This is a genomic window from Gottfriedia acidiceleris, assembly GCF_050457485.1.
Taxonomy (GTDB): Bacteria; Bacillota; Bacilli; order Bacillales; family Bacillaceae_G; genus Gottfriedia; species Gottfriedia acidiceleris_D.
Window position 1 is genome coordinate 294,923 of record NZ_JBCMJM010000003.1, and the last position, 25,506, is coordinate 320,428.

Genomic DNA, 25,506 nt, shown 5'->3' on the forward strand with positions numbered 1-25,506 from the left:
TAAATGGGTTCATCTACCGGTTTAGCATTTCTGGTATATGGACTTTCATATTGTTTCATTGTTTTTCATTTTAGATAGGCAAAAATTAGGCACGTATCAATCATAAGCCTAACCATCATTATTTATTAATTTCCTGCAACACTTTCTTAATTTCATCTTGAGTCAACTGTTTCCATGGTGCTGCATCATCATTAGCAAGGGGTTTTTCAGGATTTTCATCTTTGTTCCACCATTTTGCCTCATACGGGATGCCATTAAACATTACCCGATCACCACCATTATAGACTTGTCCTTCTTCCCATTGCTGATAGGTTCCTTTAGGCAAGCTAACTTTTGGCAATGGTTTTTCTCCAGGCAATACCGGACCAACAAGTTCCCAAGGAATTGTATTTTCATCCAAGATAGGTGCATCAGGAGCATCTCCTTTTGTCCACCATTTAGCTCTATATACATTGTGTCTCCAGACAACACGAGTACCTTTTAAATAGGTTGTCGATTCATTCCATATCTCATATGGGGAAGTTTTCGGATCATCCGGTTTATTCAAATCTACGTTCGTTACATCTGACTTGGTTGTCCGTTTTGCATCACCAGAAACACTACCATTCATATTCTCTTTCAAAGTCGTTGCAAACTCTTGATTGTTTTGTCTAACACCACTATAAAAGTTAGAAACACTTTGAATTCCAACACTATTCTCACTTGACTTCCTGTCACGGTTTGCTGACCACATAGACAATCGTCCTAAACCATTATCTACGGCAAATTTATTCAGCTTAGCAGCATCTTCTAAACTAAAAACTTCACCTTGGATATCATTTTGGCCAATCATTGGTGTTGCGCCTAGTTTTCTCCATAATGCTTTATCACTCAAGTTAACCCCTTGTTTTTGATAAATAATCCTTAGTTGGCGATGAGTTTTTTTCAAGGCATTAATCGAATTGTCTGCCATAGAAAGTGCTGAATTACGACTTTCCCCATAATTCATTGTCATAATATTGACGCCAGCTAAGTCTACTCCAGCTTTCAATAATGCTGTTACAGCATCCGTACCATCCTCAGTCAAACCTTGCGGGGTTACTGGTAATGTTACCCAAATGGCTAAGTCTTTTTTATCTTTCTTTCGTTCTTGCTGCAATTTTGCCAAAGCTTCCCCACGAAGTTTAGCTGCATGCTTATTTGTCAATCCTTCTTGCTCTAAATCCACATCAATCGTATTCAGATCATAACGCTTTACTACTTTAGCATATGCATTTTTCATTTTTCCAACATCTGTTGTTGTAATTCCTAATTCCGAATTGGATAAGCCACCAAATGAAACAATGACTTCCCCACCTTTTTGTCGTAGGCGAGCAATTCTCCGGTCCATATCTAAATCCTCAGATGCCTGATCCAACGAATAGGCGCCTCCCCAACTAGGAACAGCACTATTTTTATTCTCAGCTGTTATGAAACCAAGCACAACATTACCATCGACTTTTTCAAATTCATATTGCGGTGTCAGTGTAGCATCGACATAAGCGGCAAACCAAGGGCTCGATTCTACTGCTGTTTTTTCTGTTTTTTTTGTTTTTTCTATTTTACTGACTACGACTATATTATCTCGATAAAAATAACTTACTCCTACAGCTACCACAACTAAACATACCAACATTAAACGCGGCATAGACAATTTCTTTTTATTTTGCATAATCTTTTTTCATCCTATTTTTTTATTGCTGAAATTAAGTTTATCTTCAACTTCAGTTGTCTCTGTATTTTCCATTTTGCCAAGTGAAATACTTAATGGGACTTCTGTTCGCCCTTTATCATCACCATAGTATAAAACCGATTGCCAATTGATTTCTGATTGATTTTGTTCAGCTTTTTCAGTTTGCTTAGGTTTTACTTCTACGAATATCCATTCTTTAAAGTTATGAACCAAATCCACAAGCATATTGACAGGTCCGATAAATGATAATGCAGCCCACCCACAAGTAAAGGCGTTAAAAAAGGAAAATAAAGCATTCGGCCAATTGCCAAGCATGAAAGAGCGCCAGCAAATAAAAGCAGAATAAGCAATAATGATGATTGGCGCTAAGATATAAAGTGTTGGCGTGCCAGTCCGGTCATTAACCTTAGGCGTTCGTGCAAAAGGAATTTTTTCACTTGTTAATAACTGTTGGATTGACTTTAGTACTCCAGCCAAATTAACAGCCAACAAGATTAGATTGAGACCATAAATTCGGAAGATGTCCATTCGTTTATAACGATTGTATTTTAAATCACTCGCCATTGCAGTAAAGTAAGGGACAGCTGCACCAACAATAAAAATACTCAATAAACGATCGTCAAATGGATAGGCTAATAGGAAGATTAAGCCAAAACTAGCCCAAGCAATAGATGCCATGTAATTCACTCGCAACAAGATTTCCATTAACTTAATTGGATTCCCTTCTTGACGGCGTTGGCGAATAGTAGCAAATAGTTTCGACATAATGATTAATCCACCATTAGCCCAACGACGACGTTGAATAACTAAAGAACCGAAATCTGGTGGAGTTGCTGAGTAACTCAAGCGCTCCGGATAATTTGCCAAGGTCCAACCATTTTTTCTAAATCAATACTAGACTCCGTATCCTCAATTACTGTACGGTCTTGGATAAAACGGCGAATTTTAAATCCATTTACATATTCTGTTTCAGCAATTTCCTCGATCGCACGTTTTCGAATAACCGCGTTCGCCCCTACCCAAAAAGTCGCGCCATAATACGTTGTTCCTTGGTGTAAGGTGTGTTGAATATCTGTTGTAGCACCAGCAATTCGTTCGATTCGAGTTGGACATCCACGGAAAGAAGAATAAGGAGTTTGTGTTACAGCTACATTTTCATTTCCTTCTTGATTCAATAGATAGACTAGACGTAAACAATACTCTCTTAGCAGAATAGAATCGGCATCAAGAGTTAGTAAAAATTCAGTATCTGGAATAACTAAATCTGCTTCTGCCTCTGAAGATACTTTCTGCAATACTTTACCGGCTGGTGTTTGGCGAATCTTGTAGCTCCCTCCCATTAAATCAATATAAGAGTTAAGATTCATCGCTTTATTCGCTTCATCAGATAAAGAAACATACTGTTTTCGTTGGAAATACCCTACTTTTCCGGTAAAAATCCATACTAATCGAGAATAAAACTGATAGATCCGTTCATAGCTCATGTAATAATTTTCTTTTGTAGATTTCTCTAACGCTACTGCTGTTACATCTAATTCCTCAGCTAAAGCTCTTAAAACTTGATTATTAAAGAAATCATCTACATGAGTCTCCGAAGGTTCTTCATCAGCAAATTTATTAATCCATTTTGCAGCATACTTATATTGCTTTATTAAATCATTTAAAGTAGAAGAAGAGATTTCCCCTGTTTTGTTATATGTATTTTCAAAATCGTCACGAGCTTTTGCTAGCTTTGTATAAGGGACTTCCAAAAGCTCTGTTATTTCTTTTGCAAGATTCATAGTTGCTTGCAATTTTTCCCTTTTTTGCGGATCTGTTGGATTCGGCTTATCATCAATCAAAAGTTGTACATTGATTTCCGGATATTCTTGTAAAACAGCTGATAGTAATGTTTTTCGAATAACGTCAATCTCTTCATCATACGATGGAACCAAAACAGTAATTCCTGGTTGATTCTCAGAAAAATAAGCAGATAAGGTTTCCCGTGGGACCCGAGTATGCTCTTTAAATCGGATCAATGCCCCTTGTCTAGAATAAAGATACATCAATGCGGAAAAACATAGTGTCGTAACAATCAAGATATATAATCCTGCTTCAACGACTTGTTTAAAAGTACCATTCCCATTATGCAGTTGATCAAAAATTGTGGATGCTACATAAAGCAGCCAAAATCCAATCGTAAACAAAATATAGATTCGATTCAATGTCAATTTTGCAGTGGATGGTTTTTCATGCACTCTTGGTAATGGTTCCAAATTGCTTTCAGTGTTCAATTGTCTTTTCATTTTGTTCATCCCTCTTGTTTCAAGTCCCTATTATTGGGTAAATAAAAAAATACAATGTTTCAACTATTTATGGGTGGGCAGATTAAATTGTCACGTCAAAAATCTCCCATCCTTTTCCGAATAAACTCTTTTCCATTTTTACCGGAGTTTAAAAAAGAAAATTGGACCTTTAGGATCTTCTAACTTTAAAATAATAGCAATAATAATATGAACTGGTAATAGTAGTATAAGACCCAAAAAAGCGCCAGATAAATCCGCTAAGCGCTTAGTAAATAAGTAGATCCTTCTTTTTTCAATTGTTTCTTTCGATAAGAATTGCAAGAAGCATATTCTGATTGTTCAAATCTCATTGCTTTCAATCTAATCATCTATCCTTAATTAACACTGACTGTTAATGTTTCATGTAAATACTTCAATAAATCTTCTCTTAAGTCTTCATTTTTTAAAGCAAAATCAATTGTTGTCTTAATAAACCCTAATTTTTCACCAACGTCGTGACGCTTTCCTTCAAAGTCATATGCAAACACACGTTGAATTGAATTTAATTTTTGAATTGCATCTGTCAACTGAATTTCGCCACCTGCACCGATATTTTGTTCTTCTAAATACATAAAAATTTCAGGTGTAAATACATAACGACCCATGATTGCTAAATTAGAAGGTGCTGTTCCTGGTGCTGGCTTTTCGACAAAGTTTTGTACTTCGTATCTTCTACCCTCTTGCATAATTGGTTCAACAATGCCATATCGATGCGTTTCTTCTTCTGGTACTGTTTGAACACCAATTACTGAAGAATATGTATTATCATATTGGTCCATTAGCTGCTTCAAACCTGGTGTTTGTGCTTCAACAATGTCATCACCAAGTAATACTGCAAATGGTTCGTTGCCGATAAAATTACGCGCACACCAAACAGCATGACCTAATCCTTTAGGTTCTTTTTGTCTTATGTAATGAATGTCGATATTAGATGGAGCTTTAACCTGTTCTAATAACGCATATTTTTCTTTTTCTAATAAATTTTGTTCTAGCTCATATGAATAATCAAAATGATCTTCAATTGCGCGTTTTCCTTTACCTGTTACGATAATGATATCTTCAATGCCTGATTCAATTGCTTCTTCAACAATGTATTGAATTGTTGGTTTGTCTACGATTGGTAGCATTTCTTTCGGCATAGCTTTTGTTGCTGGTAAAAAACGTGTTCCTAATCCTGCTGCTGGTATAATTGCTTTTCTTATCTTCTTCATATCAAAAGCCCCTCCATTGTTTCTTTCCCAAAAGAATAAAGTTTCTACTTCTACATTCATACGAATAAATATACAAGAAGAAACTCTATTTTCTTTTAATCAAAATATAATTTAAGGCATCTACCCCCTCCTCACACTATACCTCTGACGCCTTACGTCTAAGCAGATCATATTATTTTTTTTATTCCTTTTCTCCAATAGGCTTTGCCCAATAGTTTGATTAATTTCAAAAGGTCTATTTGCATTAAGATAAATGGAAAACTAATCAATTTAATCATCTACCACAATATAGCCGAGTACCATCATTGATAACGGTAAGGAGATATCACCTATCATTTATTAGAGATTCTTAGTAAACGAATAAAAATATTTTGTTTTAATTTAAGAGGTTCTTCTCGATAAAGAATGTCACCATTCACAATTGATTGCGCATTTCCCCTCATTTGGAACTCAGTATCTATCCCCAATTTTTTCTCGGATGATTTCGTATGCATCATTTAACTCAAAATTTCGTTTTTCGTGTTACTGCCTCTGATGCAAAAAATATGTACCCAATTTGTCTCAATGTATTTAAAAGCAAACTTTTTAATTTTTTTACCGAATTTACCTGTTATTAATGAAGCCGTTATTTGAGTTAATATACCCTTTTGGACAAATTCAAAAAGAATGTCTGGTTCGTTTATAAGAACTTTGTTGCGATCAGGATGTACAAGGATCTACATAATTCGATTTGATTGTACTTAGTAAAATAACCTAATTGTAAATTGTGGTATATGGGATGAACTTCACATAGTAAATAGCGCCTTTCATCATTAATTGAAACAATTGGATTTTGCTCAATGTCTTGTATCAATTCTCCATAAAACCTTACCTCTTGCCCTGGTAAAATCGTTAAGTGTATAGCTTTTTCTTTTAATACATATTTAAATCTTTTACTTTTTTTACGATTTCTTTTCTGTCTGTATTGTAACTTCCGTTCTGATGATGAGGTGATGGAACAATTGTATGAATCCCATTGTCCACGGCTGCTCGATTTAATAACACACCTAGAATATTTGCGTTTACTAATGTTTATAGCTCTCTTGCTTATTTTATTTTTTTGCTGTGTACCCTCTACGGACAACTAAAATCGTTCCATCACAAACCTGTGAAATGATTTAAGCATCTGTAACTGCTAACAATGGAGGAGCATCTAAAAGAATTAAATCTTATTGTTCATTCCTGTAAACTAATCGTCTACCATCATTTCATCCTATCAATATAACTATTAATTATTCTATTAAAATATAACCTCTGATTCAACAGTGCTTAGTATAACAATTACTTAACAAAAAGTTAAGTAAAAATTAATCATATATTGGTAAATTTTAGGTAAACTCCCCATAAAATAGGTTTTTTTGTCGATTAATTTTCCTAGTTTATGGAAACCATTGCAAACAGGCTTAGTTACATTACATACATTAATGAAAATTGTAACATTAGATACTATTCTAGAATAATTATTAAGTTGAAAATTGAATAATTATTAATCAAATGATAAAAAATAATTTTTACCCTTTTTAGTAAAAATCACTAGCACATTTTAACTTTTCTGTTATATAATAACTAATAAATAAATACACTGTATTAAAACAGATTTAAAAAAATTAATCATTCATTTAATTCAAAGGGAGTGTTGTTAATGATGAGTAGAGAAGAGCGTAAAAACATGGTTCAATTTTTGGCATTAACAAAAGGATTTTCAACTGAGGACTTAGTTTTCATGACGGATGCTGATTTAGAGCACCTTTACGACACAGCTTATACGTATATGTTACATCACGCTGAGTAAGATCTTACATCTTTTGATTCTGCACTTATAAAATAAAAAGCTAGGTGACTATCCTAATTTGGATTCATCTAGCTTTTTCATTTATCAATGTTTTTACGTTAATGCTGTGTTCAATTACTTATTTTTCTTTTTTTTTTCGAATTTACAAAAGACATCAAAAGTCCTACTTTTCCGACCATATTCAACAATTTGAGACAAAAAAATTTTAAAAGAGTATTTTCTAGGTATCTTTTTGTTATATCGAAATTTTAATTTTCCCAAAATATGGTAAATTAAAAATTAGGATTTTTCGTTGTTTAGTTATGAAATTGTATACAATTTATCCGTTTTTCCCCTAGACATTTTGTCTAATAGAGTTTGTACAAAAAATATTTTTTTTATTTAATTTTTAATAAAAAAATTTGTCTATTCTTTTATTAAAAACAATAAAAGTGCATTTCTCTATCCCAACCTCTGCCTCATAAAAATAAAAAAGCTAAATGGCATCCTTAAAAAGAATCCACCTAGCTTTTTAATTGTACTCATTTTTAATAAGCAAGCGTTTCAAACCTATACCCTTTCCCCTTAATCGTTTTAATATATTTAGGATAATTAGGCAGCTCCTCAATTTTATGTCGTAAACTATGAATATAAATATCAATTAATCTTCTATTTTTATAAACAGATATCACTTCCATTAATTCTTCTCTCGTTACAATAAATCCAGCTTTTTTGATTAGAAAAAGTAATATTGCGTATTCTCTTCCATTTAATTCGACCCTCATTTTGTTTTTATAAACCTCTTCTCGATTTAAATAAAAGGAAATCTCTCCAAAATTTAAAACTTTTTCGCGGTCTTCTTCAATTTTTTCGTTGCCTGCCCTCCTCATTACTGCTTTTATTCTTGCCGACAAGTCTCTAGGATGAATCGGATATTTAACATATTGATCCGCTCCCGCTTCAATACAAATTGCTGCTTCGTATGAATCGTAAGTTTCAACTAATAATATGATCGGTATTTCTGATATCCGTCTTATTCTCATGATTAATGGAATAAACTCGTCCAAAACTTGGCTTTTCATTAATACTATGCAGCCTTTTAAGAAACCTAAATGAGTTTCTTCATTAAATTCTCCATATCGATATGTGCTGATTTTAATTAATCCGAATTGTTTACTTTGTTGAAGCACATGTTCAATCTCGTTTTGATCTTGGATGATGACAATTTGCTCCACCGTATATCTCTCCCATTTTTTACTGTTTATACGGTCATTTTAATTGGTTATTAACAAAAAAGGGGGACTTTCACTATACCTTTACAAATTCTTTACGTAGCGTTAAAAGCAAGTTAATCTTTGTGGGATATTGTAAGAAATGTAGCAAAAACAACGAGGGGGGAACTGTAGATGCAACTTAAAAAAGCACTTATATTTGTCGTCGCAATCACAGCTATGTTATCTTTAGCAGCTTGTGGAATTGCCTATCATCCTAATTCAAGTACATCTGAAAAACAATTAACTGGTAGCATACTAATCGATGGTTCATCTACCGTTTTCCCGTTTATGCAAAAAATAACGAAACAATATAGATCTGCACAACCTGAGGTAACTATTTCATTAGGTAATAGTGGTACGATTGATGGTTTTAAAAAATTCGCAAATGGCGTAACTGATATAAACGACGCATCTCGCCCATTAACAAATAAAGAAGAGACAATCGCTAAACAAAATAACATCGATTATATTCAATTAAAATTAGCTTACGATGGTCTATCAGTCGTAGTAAATAAAGACAATGATTTTGTTAATCAATTAACAGTTGAACAACTAAAGAAGTTGTGGTCTGTAAAAAGTAAAATAAAAACTTGGAACGAACTAAACTCTGCTTGGCCAAAGGAAGAAATTAAATTTTTCAGCCCTGGTAATGAGTCAACAACCTATGAATACTTTAATAAAACCATCTTAAATCAAGCTGGTGAACGGAAGGATGCTCAAACGTCTGAAGATGACAAAAATCTTGCAGCTGATGTTGCTAGTGAAAAAGGTGCAATTGGATACTTTGGTCATGCTTACTATGAAGAAAACAAAGACAAATTAAAAATCGTACCAATCGTTAATCCAAAAACAGGTAAAGCAGTTTTACCAACTGAAGAGTCAATCAAAAATGGGACTTACCCTCTTTCACGTGAACTCTTCACATATGTAAATATAAACTCACTTAAACGTCCTGTCGTTTTGGACTACTTGAAATTTGTTAATGAAAATGCTCCAATTTTAGCTGAGCAAGTTGGCTATATCCCATTAGAAGATGATCAATATGAAATCAATATTAATAAAATAGAAGAAGCTAGACACAAATAACGTTACTTCCCCCCCAATTTAAATATAAAAAAAGCTACGATTCGTGTTTGAATCGTAGCTTTTTCTTTAATTTACAGATCAATTATCGTCTTCTTATTTACGATTCTATCTTTCAACTCTTCACAAAGTTCAATAACCCTTTGTGTTTTCTCTTCATATTTCATATTCAATACATGATAAAGCGTAAGATCACGACATTTTAAAAATGAAGGAATTCGGCTATACCATACTTCGTCTAATACATACTCGGTTTCATAACCTTTTCGAAAGATTTCTAGCTGTCTTTTTGCGAAATTAGATTTTTCTTCAAACGATGCCTTACTACCCCAAGCAGTATAATATAAGACAATTGCGATATCTGAAATGAAATAATTATATTGCAGATCATCGAAATCAAAAGCCGTTATTTCACCTTTATCATTTACGAAGAAATTGTGGAGATGTAAGTCACTATGAATTAATCCATATGAATCTTTCTTTCTGTCATAAGCTTGGATTTCTTCTATTAAATCCTTCGTAAAAATGCCAAGTTCTTCATCAGCTAACATTTCATTTAAATAAGCTTCTTCGTCCCAATGCTCACGATCGTTTGTTACAGGGTATTCCACTGTTAAGGCGTGGAGCTTTCCGATCGTTTTTCCCCATGTGTACATTAAGTCATCATTCCACACAGCTGGGTTTGTACGATCAACTAATTGACCGTCTGCCCATTCAAACATTGATGCATAAAAACTTGTGCTATCACTTGCATGTTGGACTTCTACTAAATTACCGTTTAAGGAAGTTAAAGAACCTGCTGCATTCGCTCCGTTTTCTCTAGCATATTTTAAAAATTTAAGCTCTGCCTCAATTTCTTCCTTTGAGCGATGAGATGAATGCGTTAATCGTAAAATGCGATCTGTTCCATCTGCCAGCTTACCTTTAAATAGATAGTTCTCGAACTCTCCGACTGGTTTTTCTTCTAATGTAATACCAAATCGTGCTGCTGCATTCGATAAAATTTCTTTTGTAAAAACTCTTTCAACTGCTTGTTCCATTTTTTAATCCCCCGAAACGTAAGAATAAATATCTAATTACTTATTCCTCAGTTTCCAAAGATTTCCTGCAACTTTTTTACTAATCATTCATATTTCGGTATTCATTTGGGGTCATCCCAACGATTTTCTTAAACACTTTTCGAAAGTATTTATCATCCTGATAGCCAATTTTCCCAGCTATTTCATAAATTTTTAAATTGGGGAACTTCAATAATTCCTTTGCTTTTTCGATCCGAATTGAAACAATATAATCTGATATATTCACACCGTAAATTTGTTTAAACTTACGGGATATATATTCGCGACTTAAATAAAATTTCTCTGAAAACTCCTGGAGTGAAATTTCCTCGGCATAGTTAAGCTGAATATAATTGGCGATTGCCTCGATACTATTTAGTTCTTGGTTCGTTTGATTTTTTTCTTGAATAATCGACTGTACTCTTTCCCTTTGAGTCGCTACATAATCGCCAATTTCAAAATGTCCTTTCGCATTCCAGAACAATTCTAGATTCACTTCCTGAATGGTTTGAAGTGATAGTTTATTAATCCAGTGATTAAGAAAGATTAGAAACTCCTGGTGCAATGAAAGTAACTGCGCAAAAGGAAGATTATTCTTCTGTGCGATTCGTTTGCTAAAAAGTTGAATGACTTCATCGTAAATATAAATATCCTGTTTCTCAACCATTTGTTCAAATAAGTTGATGATTTCTACTAGATTAATCGGATTATACTCTTTTATATCTTCATAAGAATAAACTGGTACATCTCGCTTTTCTAAAATATTTACATGCTGTAAAACATTTACAACTTCCTCATACCCAGACTGAATCGATTCAATTGTTAACTTTCTACTGATTGCAAAATGAAACGGGAAAGGTACAACTGTCGATAAAATTTTAGCTATATGTTGGATACTGTCAGTGACTTGCTCGCTCCAATATAGTAAACAGATCTCCTTTGTACCTTGTAAATTACGAAATGCAATACCTCCATTTTGGTTTTGAAGAACTTCATTTACAATATTCAATAGGGCAAAAAAGCATAAATCCTCTGGCCAAATATCTTTGAAGGTCTCTAGATTTCGTAATTTTAGTAAAGAAACATGTAAAGTTTGCCCTTCCTCATATCCTAATTGGTTTAACATATTCTGATTAAATTCTTTACCGTAAATTGCATTTGTTAATTGCTTATCTCTGTAAACAGGTAAAACTTCCTGCAGCAAACGAAAATCATTTAACGCATCAATTCTCTCTTTTTCTTTTTCATTCCAATCTGAAACTACTTTTACTAAAGTTTCATTTAATATATCCGGATCAATTGGTTTCAATAAGTAATCAGACGCACCGAACTGAATGGCTTCTCTCATATAATGATAATCATCATATCCCGTTACAACGATTACTTTGCAATTAATATTTTCTGAATGAAGCCACTTTAATAATCCTCTACCATCTAGCTCTGGCATCATTAAATCGGTAAAGATAATTGTCGGTCTTTCCTTTCTAATGATGTCTTGAGCAATCGCTCCATTTTCTGCTTCTAATATTTCAGTAACACCAATTGCATCCCAATCTGCAAGAAGTTTTACACCTTCTCGTACATGCTTTTCGTCATCTATTAGTAGAACCTTCATGATTAACTTCTCCTCTTGTCATTTCAATCGGTAAGATTATCGTTACAACAAAGTTTTCATGCTTCACACTTTCTATTTTTACTTCTGCTTTTTTACCATAATAGAAATGAATGCGATCAGAAATATTTTTTAATCCGATACTCTCATGAGTATTTAATCCACCTTCTGATAGCGATGAATTGATGATTTCTAATTCCTCTTCTGATGCACCTTCACCATTATCAGCAATGACTATTTTTAAACGTTCATCTTGTTGTCTATGAATCGAAATATTTAATTCACCGAGTTTTTGTTGTTTTTCAAAGCCGTGTTTAAAGAAATTTTCTACGATTGGTTGTAAAATCATTTTCGGCATTTTTACTTTGTTTAACCCTTCTTCCACTTCCAGGTTATAGACAAATTTGCCATCATATCGTTCATTTTGAAGCGATAAATAATCTTTTATATGGTTTAATTCATCCTTAAGTGTTACAAAATCTTCATTATTTTTCATGCTATATCTCATGATTTTTGATAGTGACATAATTAATCGGTACACTTTAATTCCGTCATTTTTTAATGAAAGAGTTCCAATTGACTGCAAGGCATTGTATAAAAAATGCGGATTTATTTGAGACTGCAGTACTTTTAATTGATTCGTTTTATTCTCTATTTGAAGCTTGTATTCTTTTATATATAAATCATTTAACGTATCGACCATTGAAGTAAAATGTTTACCTAACTGACCAAACTCATCATTTCCTAACGTATCAAAGGAAACAGCAAGTTCTCCCTTTTCAATTCGCTGCATATCTCGAATTAGGATTCTTATTGGACGTGTAAATCTGAAGGATACGATAATGGTTAAAATGATGACTAATAAGACCGAAATCGCTCCTAGTGTAACTGTAATTTTCAACAATTGATTTGAATTATGATAGAGATTTTTATAAGGAATGCTTTTAATGATCGTCCATTGTTGATGATTGCTCTTTATTTTGTCATACACATAGACCCCACTAAAGTCCTTGTCCTTCCAATCAAAACTTGCTTGTCCTGACAGATCTGAGCTAATTTTTTTATACCATTTTGTTTCTAGCTTTTTACCTATTAATCTTTTTTCAGAAGAATATAGAACAACATTCCCATCACCAACAACGAAAAGATGTTCCTCTCCTTTTTTATAAATACGGTCGAAAATCTCTTTAATTCTACTTAATTCAATATCGATTGATAAGAATCCTAACCATTGGTCGGATGTAACATTATTTAAAAAGTAATGAAATGATACAACCTGTTTAACTGGCTCGATTCGAAAATCAGATAAATTATTATAGTTTTGAATCGGATGAGTCGGTTGAATATAATACGAGTCCCTCGAAAAACTTAAATTTCGATATGTGGGGATTTGGTTAAAATTATACAATTTCCCGCGACTACTCACCTTTGCATTGTAGACGGTGTAATCATCCTTACCCTTCGTTAAATACAAATGTAACTGCACGAACTCTCTTCTAGAAAAATAAAGTCCTAATAAACTACGTTGAATTTCAGCAGAATTTTGTTCGATGTATGCAGTAGCACCATTTTCTAACACGGACAAAAACGGTCTATTACTATAAATGGACAATGGAATACCGTAAATCTCGTTATAATAATTCAATAAATCATTCCCACTACGCTTCAATAAATCATGGTTTGTATTTACAAATTCCTTTGTTACCGTATTCTTCGTATAAAAATAATTTGCAATAATCGATAATCCAAATGGAATAATCGTGGCGATTAATAATAAGACAATCAACTTACTTCTAATACTATTTTTCATGATAACATCCTTTGCGGAAACGTTTGCACTTTCTTATATCTAGTTTATCAGAGTTAAAGAACGAATAATACCTTTATAAGGATAAAACCATCAGTAAAAAACCTATCTAATGCTCTGATTATCAGCTTTTCTGATACTGGCAGTACTGTAAAAAAGTATAATATTTTGCGGACTTTGTGCATAACCATATGGAACTATTTCTATCCCAAAACAAAAACCACAAGGAGAGTGATTCCTTGTGGATATCTATTATTATTTAGAAGTTTATTCTTATCATTCATAAGAAAGAAACTGTTCTCTTTCTTTTTCTGTCAGATCTTTAGGCTTTAATCCTCTTTTCCTACAGTATTCATACAATGCCTTAACCTTTACTTTAGGTTCACTTGTGAGGTTTGGTTCTACATAAACTCCGTCAGGAAATCCTTTTTCGAACTTTCTCATTTCATCAAGCATTGCATCACCCAATCCTTATATTGAATATCATATTTTCAATTCACTTTCAATATTTCATAATTAAATCATATCACGGATTTAGTAATCTTTAGTAAAATATAAGGTTTAAACCAGAACACTTTGTGAACAAAAGCAGATAGTTGTTAATAACATAAGGCTCTTAAACACCTCTATTACATAGAAAAAACCCACAAGGTTCATAATTCCTTGTGGGTTGCCTTAATCTATAGGGTATTTCAGGGAAGCCTAAAATTAAGAACTTATTTCTTTAATTTCATCCAAGTATCTTCAAGAGATTTTAACATTTCGTCAGCAGATTTTTGCTTTCCAACGTAAGCTTGCATTGATGCGCCAAACTCATTTGTAGCTCCATCTGGGTATTTGAACCAGTTCCAAGATAATGTTTTACCTTCAGCAGAGTATTTTAATAAGTCGTCTGCGATTGGTCCTAAGTTTTTACCTTGAATTGTTTTTAAAGCAGGAATGAACTTGAATTTTTCAACAATATATTTTTTACCTGTATCAGAAGTAACCATCCACTCTAAGAATTTCTTAGCTTCTTCTTTGTTTTTAGAGTTTTTGTTAACTACCCAGTTATTTGGTACACCCATTGGTAATTTGTCCATTGCTGCTTTGTCATCGTTAATTGGAATTGGTAACACGCCTAAGTTCATGTTAGGAGTAATTCCATCAACCATACCTTGAATCCAGTTACCTTGTTGGATCATAGCCGTTTTACCTTGAGCAAAGTTTGTAACTTGAGTGTTGTAATCAGTTGTTAAAGGATTTTTGTTACCATATTTAACTGTTAAATCAAACAGTTTCATAAATTGTTTAAATTTCTCGTTGTCTTGAATTTTCACTTTACCTGAATTCACATCGGCCATAAATTTATCTGGGTCTTGTTGTTGAGCGAAAGGAATATTTAATAAGTGAATTCCTAAGATCCACCACTCACCGTATCCGATTGAGAAAGGAGTGATACCTGCTTTTTTAAGCTTTTCAGCTGCTGCAGTTAATTCGCTTAATGTTTTTGGTGCTTCAGTAATACCAGCTTTTGCGAATAAATCTTTATTGTAAATAAATCCATAACCTTCAGTGTTCATTGGCATACCATAAAGTTTGCCGTCAATTGTCATTGGTTTTTCAGTTCCTGGATATAAATCTTTTACCCATGATTGATCAGAAAGATCTTCTAATTTATCTTTCCAAGTTACTGCTTCTTGGAATCCACCGTTGTTAAAGATATCAGGCTCGTTACCTGAAGCAAATTGAGCTTTTAATGCAGCACCGTAGTCAGCACCGCCACCAACAGTTTGAATTTTAACTGTTACGTTTGGATTTTCCTTATGGTAATCCTTCGCCATTTGTTCTAAATCTTTCGCAATCTCAGCTTTAAACTGGAATACGTTTAATGTTACTTTTTTATCCTTTGAATCATTTGAAGCTTTGTCTGAAGATCCTCCAGAACATGCAGAGAATAACATCACTGAAGTTGTTAATGCTGCTGCTACCTTTAGCATCTTTTTCATCCTAAAAACCCCCGTCTCAATATTCTTTATTTTGAATACGCTTTCATTATACATTTAAAAATAAACAACTATGGATAGCCTATATTGACATGATGGGTGGAATATATTGATAGCTTCCACCCAATCACATTATTTAATTGAACCGCTCGTAATACCTTTAATAATATGTTTCTGTGCTGCAAAGTAGAAAATTAGTAGTGGTGTTATACCTAAAACAAGTCCAGATAATGCTAAGTTCCACTGTTTCGTATATGCTCCAAAGAAGTAGAATGTAGCAAGAGGAATTGTTCTTAATTCCATATCTCTTAATACAAGCGATGGTAATAAGAAGTCATTCCAAATCCATAACGTATTTAGGATAACAATTGTAACCGTAATTGGTTTTAATAGTGGAAAAACAACTTTCCAGAAAACCATAGTCGGTGAACATCCATCAATAATTGCTGCTTCCTCTAACTCAATTGGAATTGTTTTAATAAATCCATGATATAGGAAGATTGATAATGCTGAGCCGAAACCTAAATACATTATTACTAGTCCCCAATGGCTATTCATTAAATGAAGCGTACTTCCAACTTTCACTAATGGGATCATAATTGATTGGAACGGGATAACCATTGTTGCTACAAAGATAAAGAAAATGATATTTGAAATTTTACTTTTTGAACGAACTAGTTTATAAGCCGCCATTGAACAGAAAAAGACGATTACAACATTACTAGCAATTGTCACGATTAACGAGTTCATTAGCGCTTTCCAGAAATTCATGACTTCAATTGCTTGTTGATAGTTTGTAAAATCTAAGCTTTTTGGAAGCGAAGACGTATTTTGTAAAATATCAGCAAATGATTTAAATGAGTTGCCTAACACATAATAAAAAGGAACTAAGAAGATGAGAGCAAGTATAATTGCCGCTATTTCTAATATAAAAGTTAAGCTAGTATATCGTTCTTTTAGCATTATGCCTCAACCTCCCTCTTCTTCGTAATGTATACTTGAATAACTGAAATTAACGCAACGACTACGAAGAATACAATCGCTTTTGCTTCACCTAATCCATAACGGTTATTAACAAAAGCTTCAGTGTAAATGTTTAAAGCCAACATCTCAGTAGACTTAAACGGTCCACCATTTGTTAATGATAGGTTTGTATCAAACACTTTAAATGACCAAGAAATTGTTAAGAATAAACAAACCGTTACAGCTGGTGCTACCATTGGAATAATGATTTTACGTAACACTTGGAATTTATTTGCACCATCAATTTGAGCTGCTTCAATTAATTCCTGTGGTACTCCTTGCAGAGCTGCTACATAAATAACCATTATATAACCTGCACCTTGCCAAACTGCTACGATGACAATTGCCCAGAACGCACCTTTTTCTTCACCTAAAAGTGCTCTTTGTAAAAAGTCTGAATGTAATAATTGTCCAATTGAAATTAAACCTTTATTAAAGATGAACTGCCAAATAAAACCTAATAATAATCCACCGATTAAATTTGGAAGGAAAAAGACTGTTCTTAAAATATTACTAGTCTTCAAGCTTTGCGTTACGATTAACGCTAAACCAAAACCAATCACATTGGTTAAGATCACAGCGAAAAATGTATATTTACCTGTTAATATAAACGAGTGAATAAAATCCGTATCTTTCGTAAAAATGTATTTATAATTTTCAAGTCCGACCCACTTAGCAGAATCAGCTACACCATCCCACTGAGTAAATGAATAGAAAAAGCCGATTAAAAATGGCGTTAACACGATCGCTGCAAAAACAATAGTTGCTGGTCCTACAAACGTAAGATAATTTAAAAAATCTCTTAATTTTTTAGATGACTTCTTTGTCTTGGCATCTGTTAAATTTGTATCAATCACTTTTTTCGTTTCAATCATCTGTAACACCTCCACTATCATCATAAAATACCTCTCTTATTGTGAAAACGTATTCATTTGAACAGTAGGGTGGAATATATTGACTAGATTAATTTTTAGGTTTAAAAGATTAATCATTTATTACCTATGATACAAACTGCTGATTACCGATCAAAACACACTCCTAAACAAGTCTCTCAATGGGTTTATTCATAAAAGTTTCAATTTCTCCTTATTAACTAAAAATAAATACCTTATTAAAAATGATAAAATGTTTATAAACCTGGAAAAAGGAGGAATTTCCAATGAATAAAATAAATAAGAAGTTTTTATTTACATTCCTTTTTTTGATCGTAATTATATTTTTTGTTGTACATAAGCCATCTAAATTAAATAAGGGTTTTCCTATTCCGTTAACTGCAATTCAATCCAAAATTGACTACAAAAATCAATATGAAATCTACAATTGGAAATTAGCATCTGAAGAACATGGTTTACCAAAGTATTATGAATTAATTTTAAAAATGTGGGGTTGGAATGAAGTAGAAGAAGAAGCGCTAGGCGCACGAACGGTTTTCACCAAAGGTGGAGAAATGGTTTATATTATTTCTTTAAATGATAAGATGGAAATACACTTTATTAATAATTAATTAACGTGCTAAAGAGTGTTCTAATTAGAACACTCTTATTTTTATTTTTCACTAATAGTTAGAAAACTTTAGCACGGACCAACTACGATTCGATGTTCCTGCGTCTCTTATATCAAAATCTATATCATCTCTAGTATGTTGAGTTACCTTTACAGTTGAAGATGTTTTAGTTGTAACAAATACAGTATGCCACCTTATACCTGAATCGGCATGTTTATATTGAATAACATCCCCCACTGATGCGTATGATATCGTGTCTTTAAGAGTATATAAAGTTTTATCAGTCACCCTTGGTCCCCAATAGCTATAAAAATCCTTAACTCTAACCCAAGACGTTGAGTTTCTAATCGTTTTTATTGGGTAACCTCCGGGATTTGATACTTGATCACTATACCAATAATTTGAAGTTGCATAAGTTCCACTTGGCGGATTACTAGGTCTAGTCTTTACAATACCCCCATTGAATAAAATTTGAGATACAAAATTCGTACAATCATTTACATATTTTGCATATTCAGAATTGCGCCCTTTTCCCCATGCTCTAGCATAACTAACAGCCTTGGAGATATTCCAAGAGGCTGCTGCTCTTAGACTTCTGCTATTTTGGGCTATCTCTTCTTTATCATTGTTTTTATTTATTATTTCTGTTATTGATAAATTTGTTAACTCTCCCATCCCGAAAGCTGGAGTTGAATCTGGGTTTTCCTGATTTCCGAATTCATTTAAATACTCAGCCGCATAAACAAGTATTGAGAAATAATCTGAATGATTAACTAAATTTTGATCACTCTCATACATTAACTGATTAAATAAATAATTATAAAAACCTTTTGAACCCATTTCGTAATCTAACTGGTTTTCAATTAAATAATTGAGCAAAATCTTTTCAATATCCCCTAAATATATTTCACTACAAACCATATGTCTCTCCTCCACTCAAAATATTTTTGTGAAAATATTCACAAAAATATTCTATCATGTTGTTGGAATAGAATTTTTTCTTATTATTGAAATATTAGTGAAATAGTAGGACATACGATAAAAATAACAAAAAACCGCCCTTTTCAAGACGGTTTACATATTGACCCTTAGAATTAATATCTAGACATCCATTTACTACTTAGGATTCGTCCCAAATCGATTATCTCCCTCTTCACTATCCAAACAGAAGAAAATCAATAGAATGATTCCACCTATAAACGGTATTAAACAAAGTAACAACCACCAACCACTTCTACCTGAATCATGTAATCTACGAGCTCCTACTGCTAAAGAAGGTAAAAAAATCAAAATACTATAAATTATAGTTAATACTTCCCCTATATTCGCAATTCTTTGTAAAATTGAAAGTATAATCGAGATAATGGCATTAATCAGGAAAAACATCCAATACTCTGTTCTTCTAGCTCTTCCGTTGAATACTGCGTAATTCTTTAATACTTTTAAATACCATTCCACGATGGATCCCTCCTAAGAAGTAATTACGGTACATTTAAGTCTATTCTTAATACCCATGTAACATTATTAATTTTTAATAATAGGACAATCTATTTTGAATTAACACAAAAAACCGCCTAAAATTAGGCGGGTATTAAGCTTAGATTATCTCGGTGTTGGGCCAAACGATCAATTTAATGCAAAGTTTGTTGAGGAAATAAAAAATTATTAATGTATAATTACTTATTATTAATTAAAACATTTTTTGGGAGATTTACTTTGAAACCTATTTTCATAAAATATTTACTGTTAATTTTTTCACTTGTGTTTATTTTTAGGTTTACATTTTTTCCAGTCGTTTCTTTAGGAATAGGTGTTTCTGAGGGTGGATTAAATTTAATCCCATTAATTAAAATGTTTAATGAGTTTAGCAGCATTAAACATTTTATCGTTAATATCTTTGGAAATATCATTCTTTTTGTGCCATTTGGGTTTATTTTAACATCCATTAAGAAATCAAAAAAAGTTATACTAATTGGCTTATTTTTATCGGTAAGCATAGAAGTTGTCCAATTTATTATGTCTTTTAGAACCTCAGATATAGATGATGTTATTTTAAATACTATAGGGACTTATATTGGGTATAAGATTTCAAAGATCAATTTATTTAAGAAATAATATGGTACATTTAAGTCTTTACCTAATACCCAATGAACATTATTAATTTTAATTTTATCTTGGAACTGGTCCAAAACGATTCTCGTGATTTTCACTTTTAAAACAAGCAAATATTAATAAAACAATTGATCCTATAAACGGAATTAAACTAATTAAATACCACCAACCACTTTTACCAATATCATGTAATCTGCGGACACCGACTGCAATTAGTGGTAGCAAAGTAAGCAAACCATAAATTCCTGAAATCATGTTATCTGTATTTGCAAAGTTATCTAATATACTAAGTAAAAAAGTAATAATTGCATTAATCAAGAAGAACATCCAAAATTCAGTTCGACTCGCTCTACCATGAAATCCTACATAATTCTTTAATCCTTTTAAATACCATTGCACGACTGATCTCTCCTAAGAAATTATTTTATCCAAAAGCTAGTGTATACTTCTTTTTTAATATTCCCCATAATAAAACCAAATCACCTATTTCTTATTAAAAAAATGAAAGATAATCAGTGGATAAATAAAAAAAGGAAGTCCAAAATCTTGGACTCCCTCATCAAATAACTTATTTATTAACATGTGTTAACGTAGCACCATACGGAGTTACATCAAAGAAGTCTCCATAACCAACAACTGTACCACTGCCGTTCGCAATTACTGATTTTCTAGATTTCCATGTTTCTCTCCATTGTTCATTTACGTCTGCAGCACGACGATTAACGATAATATTCATTTTTTTCGTTTCGATTTGTTCTTTTGTCATGTTTTTTGTATCAATTTTTTTAAAGTCATCTAATATTAAATTTTTCGTTTTATCCGAAATCGCACCACTTTGAACAAATATATCAAACATTAGTGCATATCCTCTTTTTGTCCATAATCCGAATGTTTTGTAATACTTTTCTGTTTGATCGAAGTACCATTTTGAAGCATTAATTTGTTCATCAATACATTCTTTACTCGTACCTAGATTTTTAAAGTAAGTCTTCCAAGGCTCTACAACTTGGTATTTATTATTAGGGTCACTTATTGAATCTCCCCAAGCTACCTGTTCTTTTGTCGTTTTGTTCATAATGACATCTTTAAATGTATTATAAGAATCCGTATCTCCATTAAAAGCTTTTAAGACAACATCATTATGATTTGCGAACATATTTTTCATAATTGGTTGTAAAGTTTCTGTTCCAAAGTTTTCTTGAAGCGCGCCAAAAGATAAGCCGGCACCGTCGAAATTACCACTTGTTGCTCCAAATGCATCAGCCTCAGATGATGATGTTTCATACCATGAAGTGATTTCTAGTGCCATCTTTTTAACTGATTCACTTGCTGGAAGCTTAACTGGACTAATCGTTTGTGTTGCTGGCTTCTTTGTAGCAACTTTATTTTTGATAGGAATATTTAACTTTTGTCCAATTTTAATTGTATTCGATTTTAACTTATTCTGCTTTTTAAGCTCTGTAACAGTTGTTTTATATGTTTTAGAAATTTTGTAAAGCGTGTCCCCTTTTTTAACTTTATAAACAACAGTAGCAGCATTAGCTGGTCCGACTACTGTTCCTAAAGAAAAGACAATCGCAGTTGATAAAATAACATTTTTAATCGATTTTTTCATAATTGATTACTCTCCCTTACTATTAATCTATTTATCTAGGTTAAACTCAGGAATTTCATTTATATTCGCAACGATAATTACTATATCACGATAATTAATTCAGTTCATCACATAAAATCTTCCAATTGATAATTCTTTAATGAAATACCATTTAATAATTGCACAAAAAAAGACAAACCTTACTCGAAATTATTTCGAAATAAGGTTTGTCTTGATTTTCACTATTCTATTATTTCTTTAACTTATCCCAAGTATCCTGAAGCGATTGCAGTAATTGCTGTGGATTTTTTTGTCCTCCAACATATGCTTGCATTGAAGCACCGAATTCATTTGTTGCACCGTTTGGATACTTAAACCAGTTCCACGAAAGTACTTTTCCGTCTGCTGAGTATTTTTGAATATCATCAGCAATCGGGCCTAAGCCTTTTCCTTCAATTGTTTTAACTGCAGGAATGAATTTAAACTTTTCAACGATATATTTTTTACCTGTATCAGAAGAAACCATCCAATTTAAAAACTTCTTCGCTTCTTCTTTGTTTTTTGAATTTTTGTTAACTACCCAGTTATTAGGTACACCGACAGGGATTTTGTCCATCGCGTTTTTGTCATCATTAATCGGCATAGGTAAAAGACCAAGTTTCATATTTGGTGTAATACCATCAATCATACCTTGTGTCCAGTTTCCTTGTTGCATCATAGCTGTTTTTCCAGATGCAAAATTAGTAACTTGTGTATTGTAATCCGTTGTTAATGGATTTTTATTTCCATATTTAATCGTTAAATCAAATAATTTTATAAACTCCTTAAATTTATCATTATCAGGGATTTTTACTTTACCTGCATTTAAATCGGCGATAAATTTATCAGGGTCCGGTTGTTGTGCGAATGGAATATTTAATAAATGAATTCCTAAAATCCACCACTCACCATAGCCAACTGAAAACGGCGTAATGCCAGCGTCTTTTAATTTTTTTGCTGTTGCCTCTAATTCAGTTAATGTTTTTGGCAATTGTGTAATACCAGCATTATCAAATAAATCTTTATTGTAAATGAATCCATAGCCTTCCGTGTTCATAGGCATTCCGAGTAATTTCCCATCAACTGTCATCGGTTTTTCGGTTTCCGGATATAAATCCTTCACCCAATCTTGATCTGACAGGTCCTCAAGTTTATCCTTCCAAGTAACGGCCTCTTGGTATCCACCATTATTGAAAATATCTGGTTCATTTCCTGATGCAAATTGAGCTTTCAATGCTGCTCCATAATCGGCTCCTCCACCTACTGTTTGAACCTTTACAGTTACATTTTTATTTTCCTTTTCATATTCCTTTGTTAAAGCCTCTAGATCTTTTGCAATTTCAGCTTTAAATTGAAAAATATTTAATGTAACTTTTTCACCAGCACCAGGCTTTTTTGTTTCTTCTTTTTTATTATTACATCCAGTAAACAACAGCATACTAGTTGATAAAACGGCAACCGACTTAAATAATTTTTTATTCATATGATCCTCCTTAACTTACTTTATTGAGCCACTTGTAATACCTCGGATAATTTGCTTTTGGGCAGCGAAGAAAAAGATTAATAACGGTGTAATGCCTAAAACTAATCCGGCAAGTGCTAAATTCCATTGTTTCGTATACGCGCCAAAAAAATAAAAAGTAGCCAGTGGTATTGTGCGTAGCTCTTCATCACGCAAAACTAAAGATGGTAACAAGAAATCATTCCAAATCCATAAAGTATTCAATATAACAATTGTTACGGTAATCGGTTTTAGTAAAGGAAACACTACTTTCCAAAAAACCATAAATGGTGAACATCCATCAATAATTGCTGCTTCTTCAAGCTCAATTGGAATACCTTTTATAAACCCGTGATAAAGAAAAATTGAAAGCGCGGAACCAAACGCTAAATACATAACAACAAGTCCATAATGACTATTCATCAGATGAAGTGTACTTCCAACTTTAACAAGTGGAATCATAATTGATTGAAACGGAATTACCATCGTTGCTACAAATATAAAGAAAATAACCGTTGAAATTTTATGCCTTGTTCGAACGAGTTTATAAGCTGCCATTGAGCAAAATAAAACGATCAACACATTACTAGCTACTGTTACAATCAAAGAATTCAATAAAGCTCTCCAGAAATCCATGACAGCAATCGCTTGGGAGTAATTTGTAAAATCTAAGGATTTTGGTAGCGATGATGTATTTTGCAAAATATCTGCAAAGGATTTAAACGAGTTTCCTAAAACATAGTAGAAGGGAACAAGGAAAAATATCGCTAAAATGATCCCAAATAGCTCAAGCAAAAACGTCAGTCCGGTATAGCGTTCATTTTCCACTATGCTTCAACCTCCCTTTTCTTCGTTAAATAAACTTGGAGAATTGAAATAGCTGCGACAACGACGAAGAAAACAATTGCTTTTGCTTCCCCTAATCCGTATCGATTGTTTACGAATGCTTCTGTATAAATGTTTAATGCAAGCATTTCGGTCGATTTAAATGGTCCACCGCCAGTAAGTGATAAATTTTGATCAAATACTTTAAAAGACCATGAGATTGTTAAAAATAAACATACAGTTAAAGCTGGTGCTACCATTGGAATGATGATTTTCCTTAAAGTTGTAAAACGATCTGCGCCGTCAACTTGAGCTGCTTCTATCAATTCCTGAGGTACTCCTTGGAGTGCCGCTACATAAATAATCATGATATATCCTGCACCTTGCCAGATGGCTACAATTATAATTGCCCAAAACGCTCCATTTGCAGTACCTAACAATGACTGCATTAAAGAATCGATCCCTAACGCAGCTCCTAATGAAGTGAGACCCTTATTAAAAATGAATTGCCAAATAAAACCGAGTAATAACCCACCTATTAAGTTTGGTAAAAAGAAAATCGTTCTCAGGATATTTCTTGATTTGAGCCCTTTAGTAACTAATAAAGCTAAGCCAAAGCCAATCAAATTCGTTAAGATTACAGCAAAAAACGTATACTTTGTCGTAATAATAAAAGACTGTTTAAAGTCTGCATCTTGCGTAAATATGTACTTATAATTATCAAAACCGACATAATGGATATTTCCAACTACCCCATTCCAGTTTGTAAAGGAATAATACAGACCCATTAAAAACGGAATAAGAACTAAAGCTGCAAATACTAGAAAGGCTGGACCAACAAATACGATAAAACTTCCACTATTTCTACGTTTCTTTCGATAGGAGACCTTAAAGTCAGTAGCATCATCTACAACTGTTTCAACTTCTTTATTCATTGCTTTATCAAACTTTGACAACTATGTACCTCCCTTCATAACGATCTATAAAAAAAAGCAACTCCACCTTATTATTAAAAAGTAGAGTTGCTTTTATT

The 25,506-nt window shown here is 32.8% G+C and carries 22 protein-coding genes and 1 pseudogene; 4 read left to right on the top strand and 19 right to left on the bottom strand.

The window, feature by feature from the left end; translation table 11 throughout:
- Positions 1–118: 118 nt before the first annotated feature.
- From ABEY15_RS04035 to ABEY15_RS04050, 4 genes and pseudogenes are all read right to left on the bottom strand, one after another.
- On the bottom strand, positions 119–1,666 hold the full coding sequence (locus tag ABEY15_RS04035) for a chitinase (RefSeq protein WP_429888609.1): 1,548 nt from the start codon (positions 1,664–1,666) through the stop codon (positions 119–121).
- Positions 1,667–1,699: 33 nt separating this feature from the next.
- Positions 1,700–4,005 (bottom strand): annotated as a pseudogene (locus ABEY15_RS04040) (glycosyltransferase family 2 protein).
- A gap of 365 nt (positions 4,006–4,370) precedes the next feature.
- Positions 4,371–5,246, bottom strand: coding sequence for a UTP--glucose-1-phosphate uridylyltransferase GalU (gene galU, locus ABEY15_RS04045; RefSeq protein ID WP_429888611.1), 876 nt, complete (start codon positions 5,244–5,246; stop codon positions 4,371–4,373).
- A 497-nt stretch (positions 5,247–5,743) separates the two neighbouring features.
- Positions 5,744–5,962, bottom strand: a complete 219-nt coding sequence (locus ABEY15_RS04050) for a hypothetical protein (RefSeq protein WP_429888846.1) — start codon at positions 5,960–5,962, stop codon at positions 5,744–5,746.
- A gap of 965 nt (positions 5,963–6,927) precedes the next feature.
- On the opposite strand from ABEY15_RS04050, the gene ABEY15_RS04055 reads away from it, so the two are divergent.
- Positions 6,928–7,077 carry a BH0509 family protein gene (locus tag ABEY15_RS04055; protein WP_429888613.1) on the top strand — a complete coding sequence of 50 codons (150 nt, stop codon included), beginning with the start codon at positions 6,928–6,930 and terminating at the stop codon, positions 7,075–7,077.
- A gap of 527 nt (positions 7,078–7,604) precedes the next feature.
- Here ABEY15_RS04055 and ABEY15_RS04060 read toward each other — a convergent pair.
- Positions 7,605–8,291 carry a winged helix-turn-helix domain-containing protein gene (locus tag ABEY15_RS04060; protein WP_429888614.1) on the bottom strand — a complete coding sequence of 229 codons (687 nt, stop codon included), beginning with the start codon at positions 8,289–8,291 and terminating at the stop codon, positions 7,605–7,607.
- A 171-nt stretch (positions 8,292–8,462) separates the two neighbouring features.
- Here ABEY15_RS04060 and ABEY15_RS04065 point away from each other — a divergent pair, with 171 nt between their 5' ends.
- The gene (locus tag ABEY15_RS04065) at positions 8,463–9,416 is read left to right on the top strand and encodes a PstS family phosphate ABC transporter substrate-binding protein (protein WP_429888615.1); all 954 of its coding nucleotides are present in this window, start codon (positions 8,463–8,465) and stop codon (positions 9,414–9,416) included.
- 71 nt (positions 9,417–9,487) lie between these two features.
- On the opposite strand, the gene ABEY15_RS04070 is transcribed toward ABEY15_RS04065, so the two are convergent.
- The 7 genes from ABEY15_RS04070 to ABEY15_RS04100 all read right to left on the bottom strand — a co-directional run bounded on the left by ABEY15_RS04070 (position 9,488) and on the right by ABEY15_RS04100 (position 17,773).
- Positions 9,488–10,453: a phosphotransferase enzyme family protein gene (locus tag ABEY15_RS04070; protein WP_429888616.1), complete on the bottom strand. Its 966-nt coding sequence runs from the start codon at positions 10,451–10,453 to the stop codon at positions 9,488–9,490.
- Between the two features lie 79 nt (positions 10,454–10,532).
- Positions 10,533–12,086, bottom strand: a complete 1,554-nt coding sequence (locus ABEY15_RS04075; protein ID WP_429888618.1) for a response regulator transcription factor — start codon at positions 12,084–12,086, stop codon at positions 10,533–10,535.
- Positions 12,064–13,893, bottom strand: a complete 1,830-nt coding sequence (locus tag ABEY15_RS04080) for a sensor histidine kinase (protein WP_429888619.1) — start codon at positions 13,891–13,893, stop codon at positions 12,064–12,066. The genes ABEY15_RS04075 and ABEY15_RS04080 overlap by 23 nt, the downstream gene beginning before the upstream one ends.
- Before the next feature lie 273 nt (positions 13,894–14,166).
- Positions 14,167–14,346 carry a hypothetical protein gene (locus tag ABEY15_RS04085; RefSeq protein ID WP_429888621.1) on the bottom strand — a complete coding sequence of 60 codons (180 nt, stop codon included), beginning with the start codon at positions 14,344–14,346 and terminating at the stop codon, positions 14,167–14,169.
- Positions 14,347–14,606: 260 nt separating this feature from the next.
- Positions 14,607–15,878, bottom strand: coding sequence for an extracellular solute-binding protein (locus tag ABEY15_RS04090; protein ID WP_429888623.1), 1,272 nt, complete (start codon positions 15,876–15,878; stop codon positions 14,607–14,609).
- Positions 15,879–16,007: 129 nt separating this feature from the next.
- Positions 16,008–16,838: a carbohydrate ABC transporter permease gene (locus ABEY15_RS04095; RefSeq protein WP_429888624.1), complete on the bottom strand. Its 831-nt coding sequence runs from the start codon at positions 16,836–16,838 to the stop codon at positions 16,008–16,010.
- Positions 16,838–17,773: a carbohydrate ABC transporter permease gene (locus ABEY15_RS04100; protein WP_069032763.1), complete on the bottom strand. Its 936-nt coding sequence runs from the start codon at positions 17,771–17,773 to the stop codon at positions 16,838–16,840. The genes ABEY15_RS04095 and ABEY15_RS04100 overlap by 1 nt, the downstream gene beginning before the upstream one ends.
- Positions 17,774–18,057: 284 nt before the next feature.
- On the opposite strand from ABEY15_RS04100, the gene ABEY15_RS04105 reads away from it, so the two are divergent.
- Complete coding sequence (locus tag ABEY15_RS04105) at positions 18,058–18,402, top strand: hypothetical protein (protein WP_429888625.1); 345 nt, start codon at positions 18,058–18,060, stop codon at positions 18,400–18,402.
- Positions 18,403–18,453: 51 nt separating this feature from the next.
- Here the strand turns inward: ABEY15_RS04105 and ABEY15_RS04110 are convergent, their stop codons facing one another.
- Together ABEY15_RS04110 and ABEY15_RS04115 are read right to left on the bottom strand one after the other, a co-directional pair.
- Positions 18,454–19,323, bottom strand: coding sequence for an amidase domain-containing protein (locus ABEY15_RS04110; RefSeq protein ID WP_429888626.1), 870 nt, complete (start codon positions 19,321–19,323; stop codon positions 18,454–18,456).
- Positions 19,324–19,518: 195 nt separating this feature from the next.
- Positions 19,519–19,860: a DUF805 domain-containing protein gene (locus tag ABEY15_RS04115; protein WP_429888627.1), complete on the bottom strand. Its 342-nt coding sequence runs from the start codon at positions 19,858–19,860 to the stop codon at positions 19,519–19,521.
- Between the two features lie 258 nt (positions 19,861–20,118).
- Between ABEY15_RS04115 and ABEY15_RS04120 the strand changes: the two genes are divergently transcribed.
- A complete protein-coding gene (locus ABEY15_RS04120; protein ID WP_429888628.1) occupies positions 20,119–20,517 on the top strand; it encodes a VanZ family protein in 399 nt (132 codons plus the stop codon).
- A 54-nt stretch (positions 20,518–20,571) separates the two neighbouring features.
- Here ABEY15_RS04120 and ABEY15_RS04125 read toward each other — a convergent pair whose 3' ends face one another.
- From ABEY15_RS04125 to ABEY15_RS04145, 5 genes are all read right to left on the bottom strand, one after another.
- Positions 20,572–20,913 (bottom strand): DUF805 domain-containing protein, encoded by a 342-nt coding sequence (locus ABEY15_RS04125; RefSeq protein ID WP_429888629.1) that lies wholly within the window; start codon positions 20,911–20,913, stop codon positions 20,572–20,574.
- A gap of 169 nt (positions 20,914–21,082) precedes the next feature.
- The gene (locus tag ABEY15_RS04130; protein WP_429888630.1) at positions 21,083–22,129 is read right to left on the bottom strand and encodes a LysM peptidoglycan-binding domain-containing protein; all 1,047 of its coding nucleotides are present in this window, start codon (positions 22,127–22,129) and stop codon (positions 21,083–21,085) included.
- A 229-nt stretch (positions 22,130–22,358) separates the two neighbouring features.
- Entirely contained in the window at positions 22,359–23,630 is a 1,272-nt protein-coding gene (locus ABEY15_RS04135; protein ID WP_429888632.1) for an extracellular solute-binding protein, read from the bottom strand.
- Between the two features lie 15 nt (positions 23,631–23,645).
- A complete protein-coding gene (locus ABEY15_RS04140; RefSeq protein ID WP_429888633.1) occupies positions 23,646–24,476 on the bottom strand; it encodes a carbohydrate ABC transporter permease in 831 nt (276 codons plus the stop codon).
- Positions 24,476–25,408 carry a carbohydrate ABC transporter permease gene (locus ABEY15_RS04145; RefSeq protein ID WP_429888848.1) on the bottom strand — a complete coding sequence of 311 codons (933 nt, stop codon included), beginning with the start codon at positions 25,406–25,408 and terminating at the stop codon, positions 24,476–24,478. The genes ABEY15_RS04140 and ABEY15_RS04145 overlap by 1 nt, the downstream gene beginning before the upstream one ends.
- Positions 25,409–25,506 lie beyond the last annotated feature (98 nt).

Excerpts from the sequence above, each read along its gene's own strand:
- ABEY15_RS04035 (WP_429888609.1), bottom strand. The coding sequence starts at position 1,666 with ATGCCGCGTTTAATGTTGGTATGTTTAGTTGTGGTAGCTGTAGGAGTA.
- galU (WP_429888611.1), bottom strand. The coding sequence starts at position 5,246 with ATGAAGAAGATAAGAAAAGCAATTATACCAGCAGCAGGATTAGGAACA.
- ABEY15_RS04055 (WP_429888613.1), top strand. The coding sequence starts at position 6,928 with ATGATGAGTAGAGAAGAGCGTAAAAACATGGTTCAATTTTTGGCATTA.
- ABEY15_RS04065 (WP_429888615.1), top strand. The coding sequence starts at position 8,463 with ATGCAACTTAAAAAAGCACTTATATTTGTCGTCGCAATCACAGCTATG.
- ABEY15_RS04070 (WP_429888616.1), bottom strand. The coding sequence starts at position 10,453 with ATGGAACAAGCAGTTGAAAGAGTTTTTACAAAAGAAATTTTATCGAAT.
- ABEY15_RS04075 (WP_429888618.1), bottom strand. The coding sequence starts at position 12,086 with ATGAAGGTTCTACTAATAGATGACGAAAAGCATGTACGAGAAGGTGTA.
- ABEY15_RS04080 (WP_429888619.1), bottom strand. The coding sequence starts at position 13,893 with ATGAAAAATAGTATTAGAAGTAAGTTGATTGTCTTATTATTAATCGCC.
- ABEY15_RS04085 (WP_429888621.1), bottom strand. The coding sequence starts at position 14,346 with ATGCTTGATGAAATGAGAAAGTTCGAAAAAGGATTTCCTGACGGAGTT.
- ABEY15_RS04090 (WP_429888623.1), bottom strand. The coding sequence starts at position 15,878 with ATGAAAAAGATGCTAAAGGTAGCAGCAGCATTAACAACTTCAGTGATG.
- ABEY15_RS04095 (WP_429888624.1), bottom strand. The coding sequence starts at position 16,838 with ATGCTAAAAGAACGATATACTAGCTTAACTTTTATATTAGAAATAGCG.
- ABEY15_RS04100 (WP_069032763.1), bottom strand. The coding sequence starts at position 17,773 with ATGATTGAAACGAAAAAAGTGATTGATACAAATTTAACAGATGCCAAG.
- ABEY15_RS04105 (WP_429888625.1), top strand. The coding sequence starts at position 18,058 with ATGAATAAAATAAATAAGAAGTTTTTATTTACATTCCTTTTTTTGATC.
- ABEY15_RS04110 (WP_429888626.1), bottom strand. The coding sequence starts at position 19,323 with ATGGTTTGTAGTGAAATATATTTAGGGGATATTGAAAAGATTTTGCTC.
- ABEY15_RS04130 (WP_429888630.1), bottom strand. The coding sequence starts at position 22,129 with ATGAAAAAATCGATTAAAAATGTTATTTTATCAACTGCGATTGTCTTT.
- ABEY15_RS04135 (WP_429888632.1), bottom strand. The coding sequence starts at position 23,630 with ATGAATAAAAAATTATTTAAGTCGGTTGCCGTTTTATCAACTAGTATG.
- ABEY15_RS04145 (WP_429888848.1), bottom strand. The coding sequence starts at position 25,408 with ATGAATAAAGAAGTTGAAACAGTTGTAGATGATGCTACTGACTTTAAG.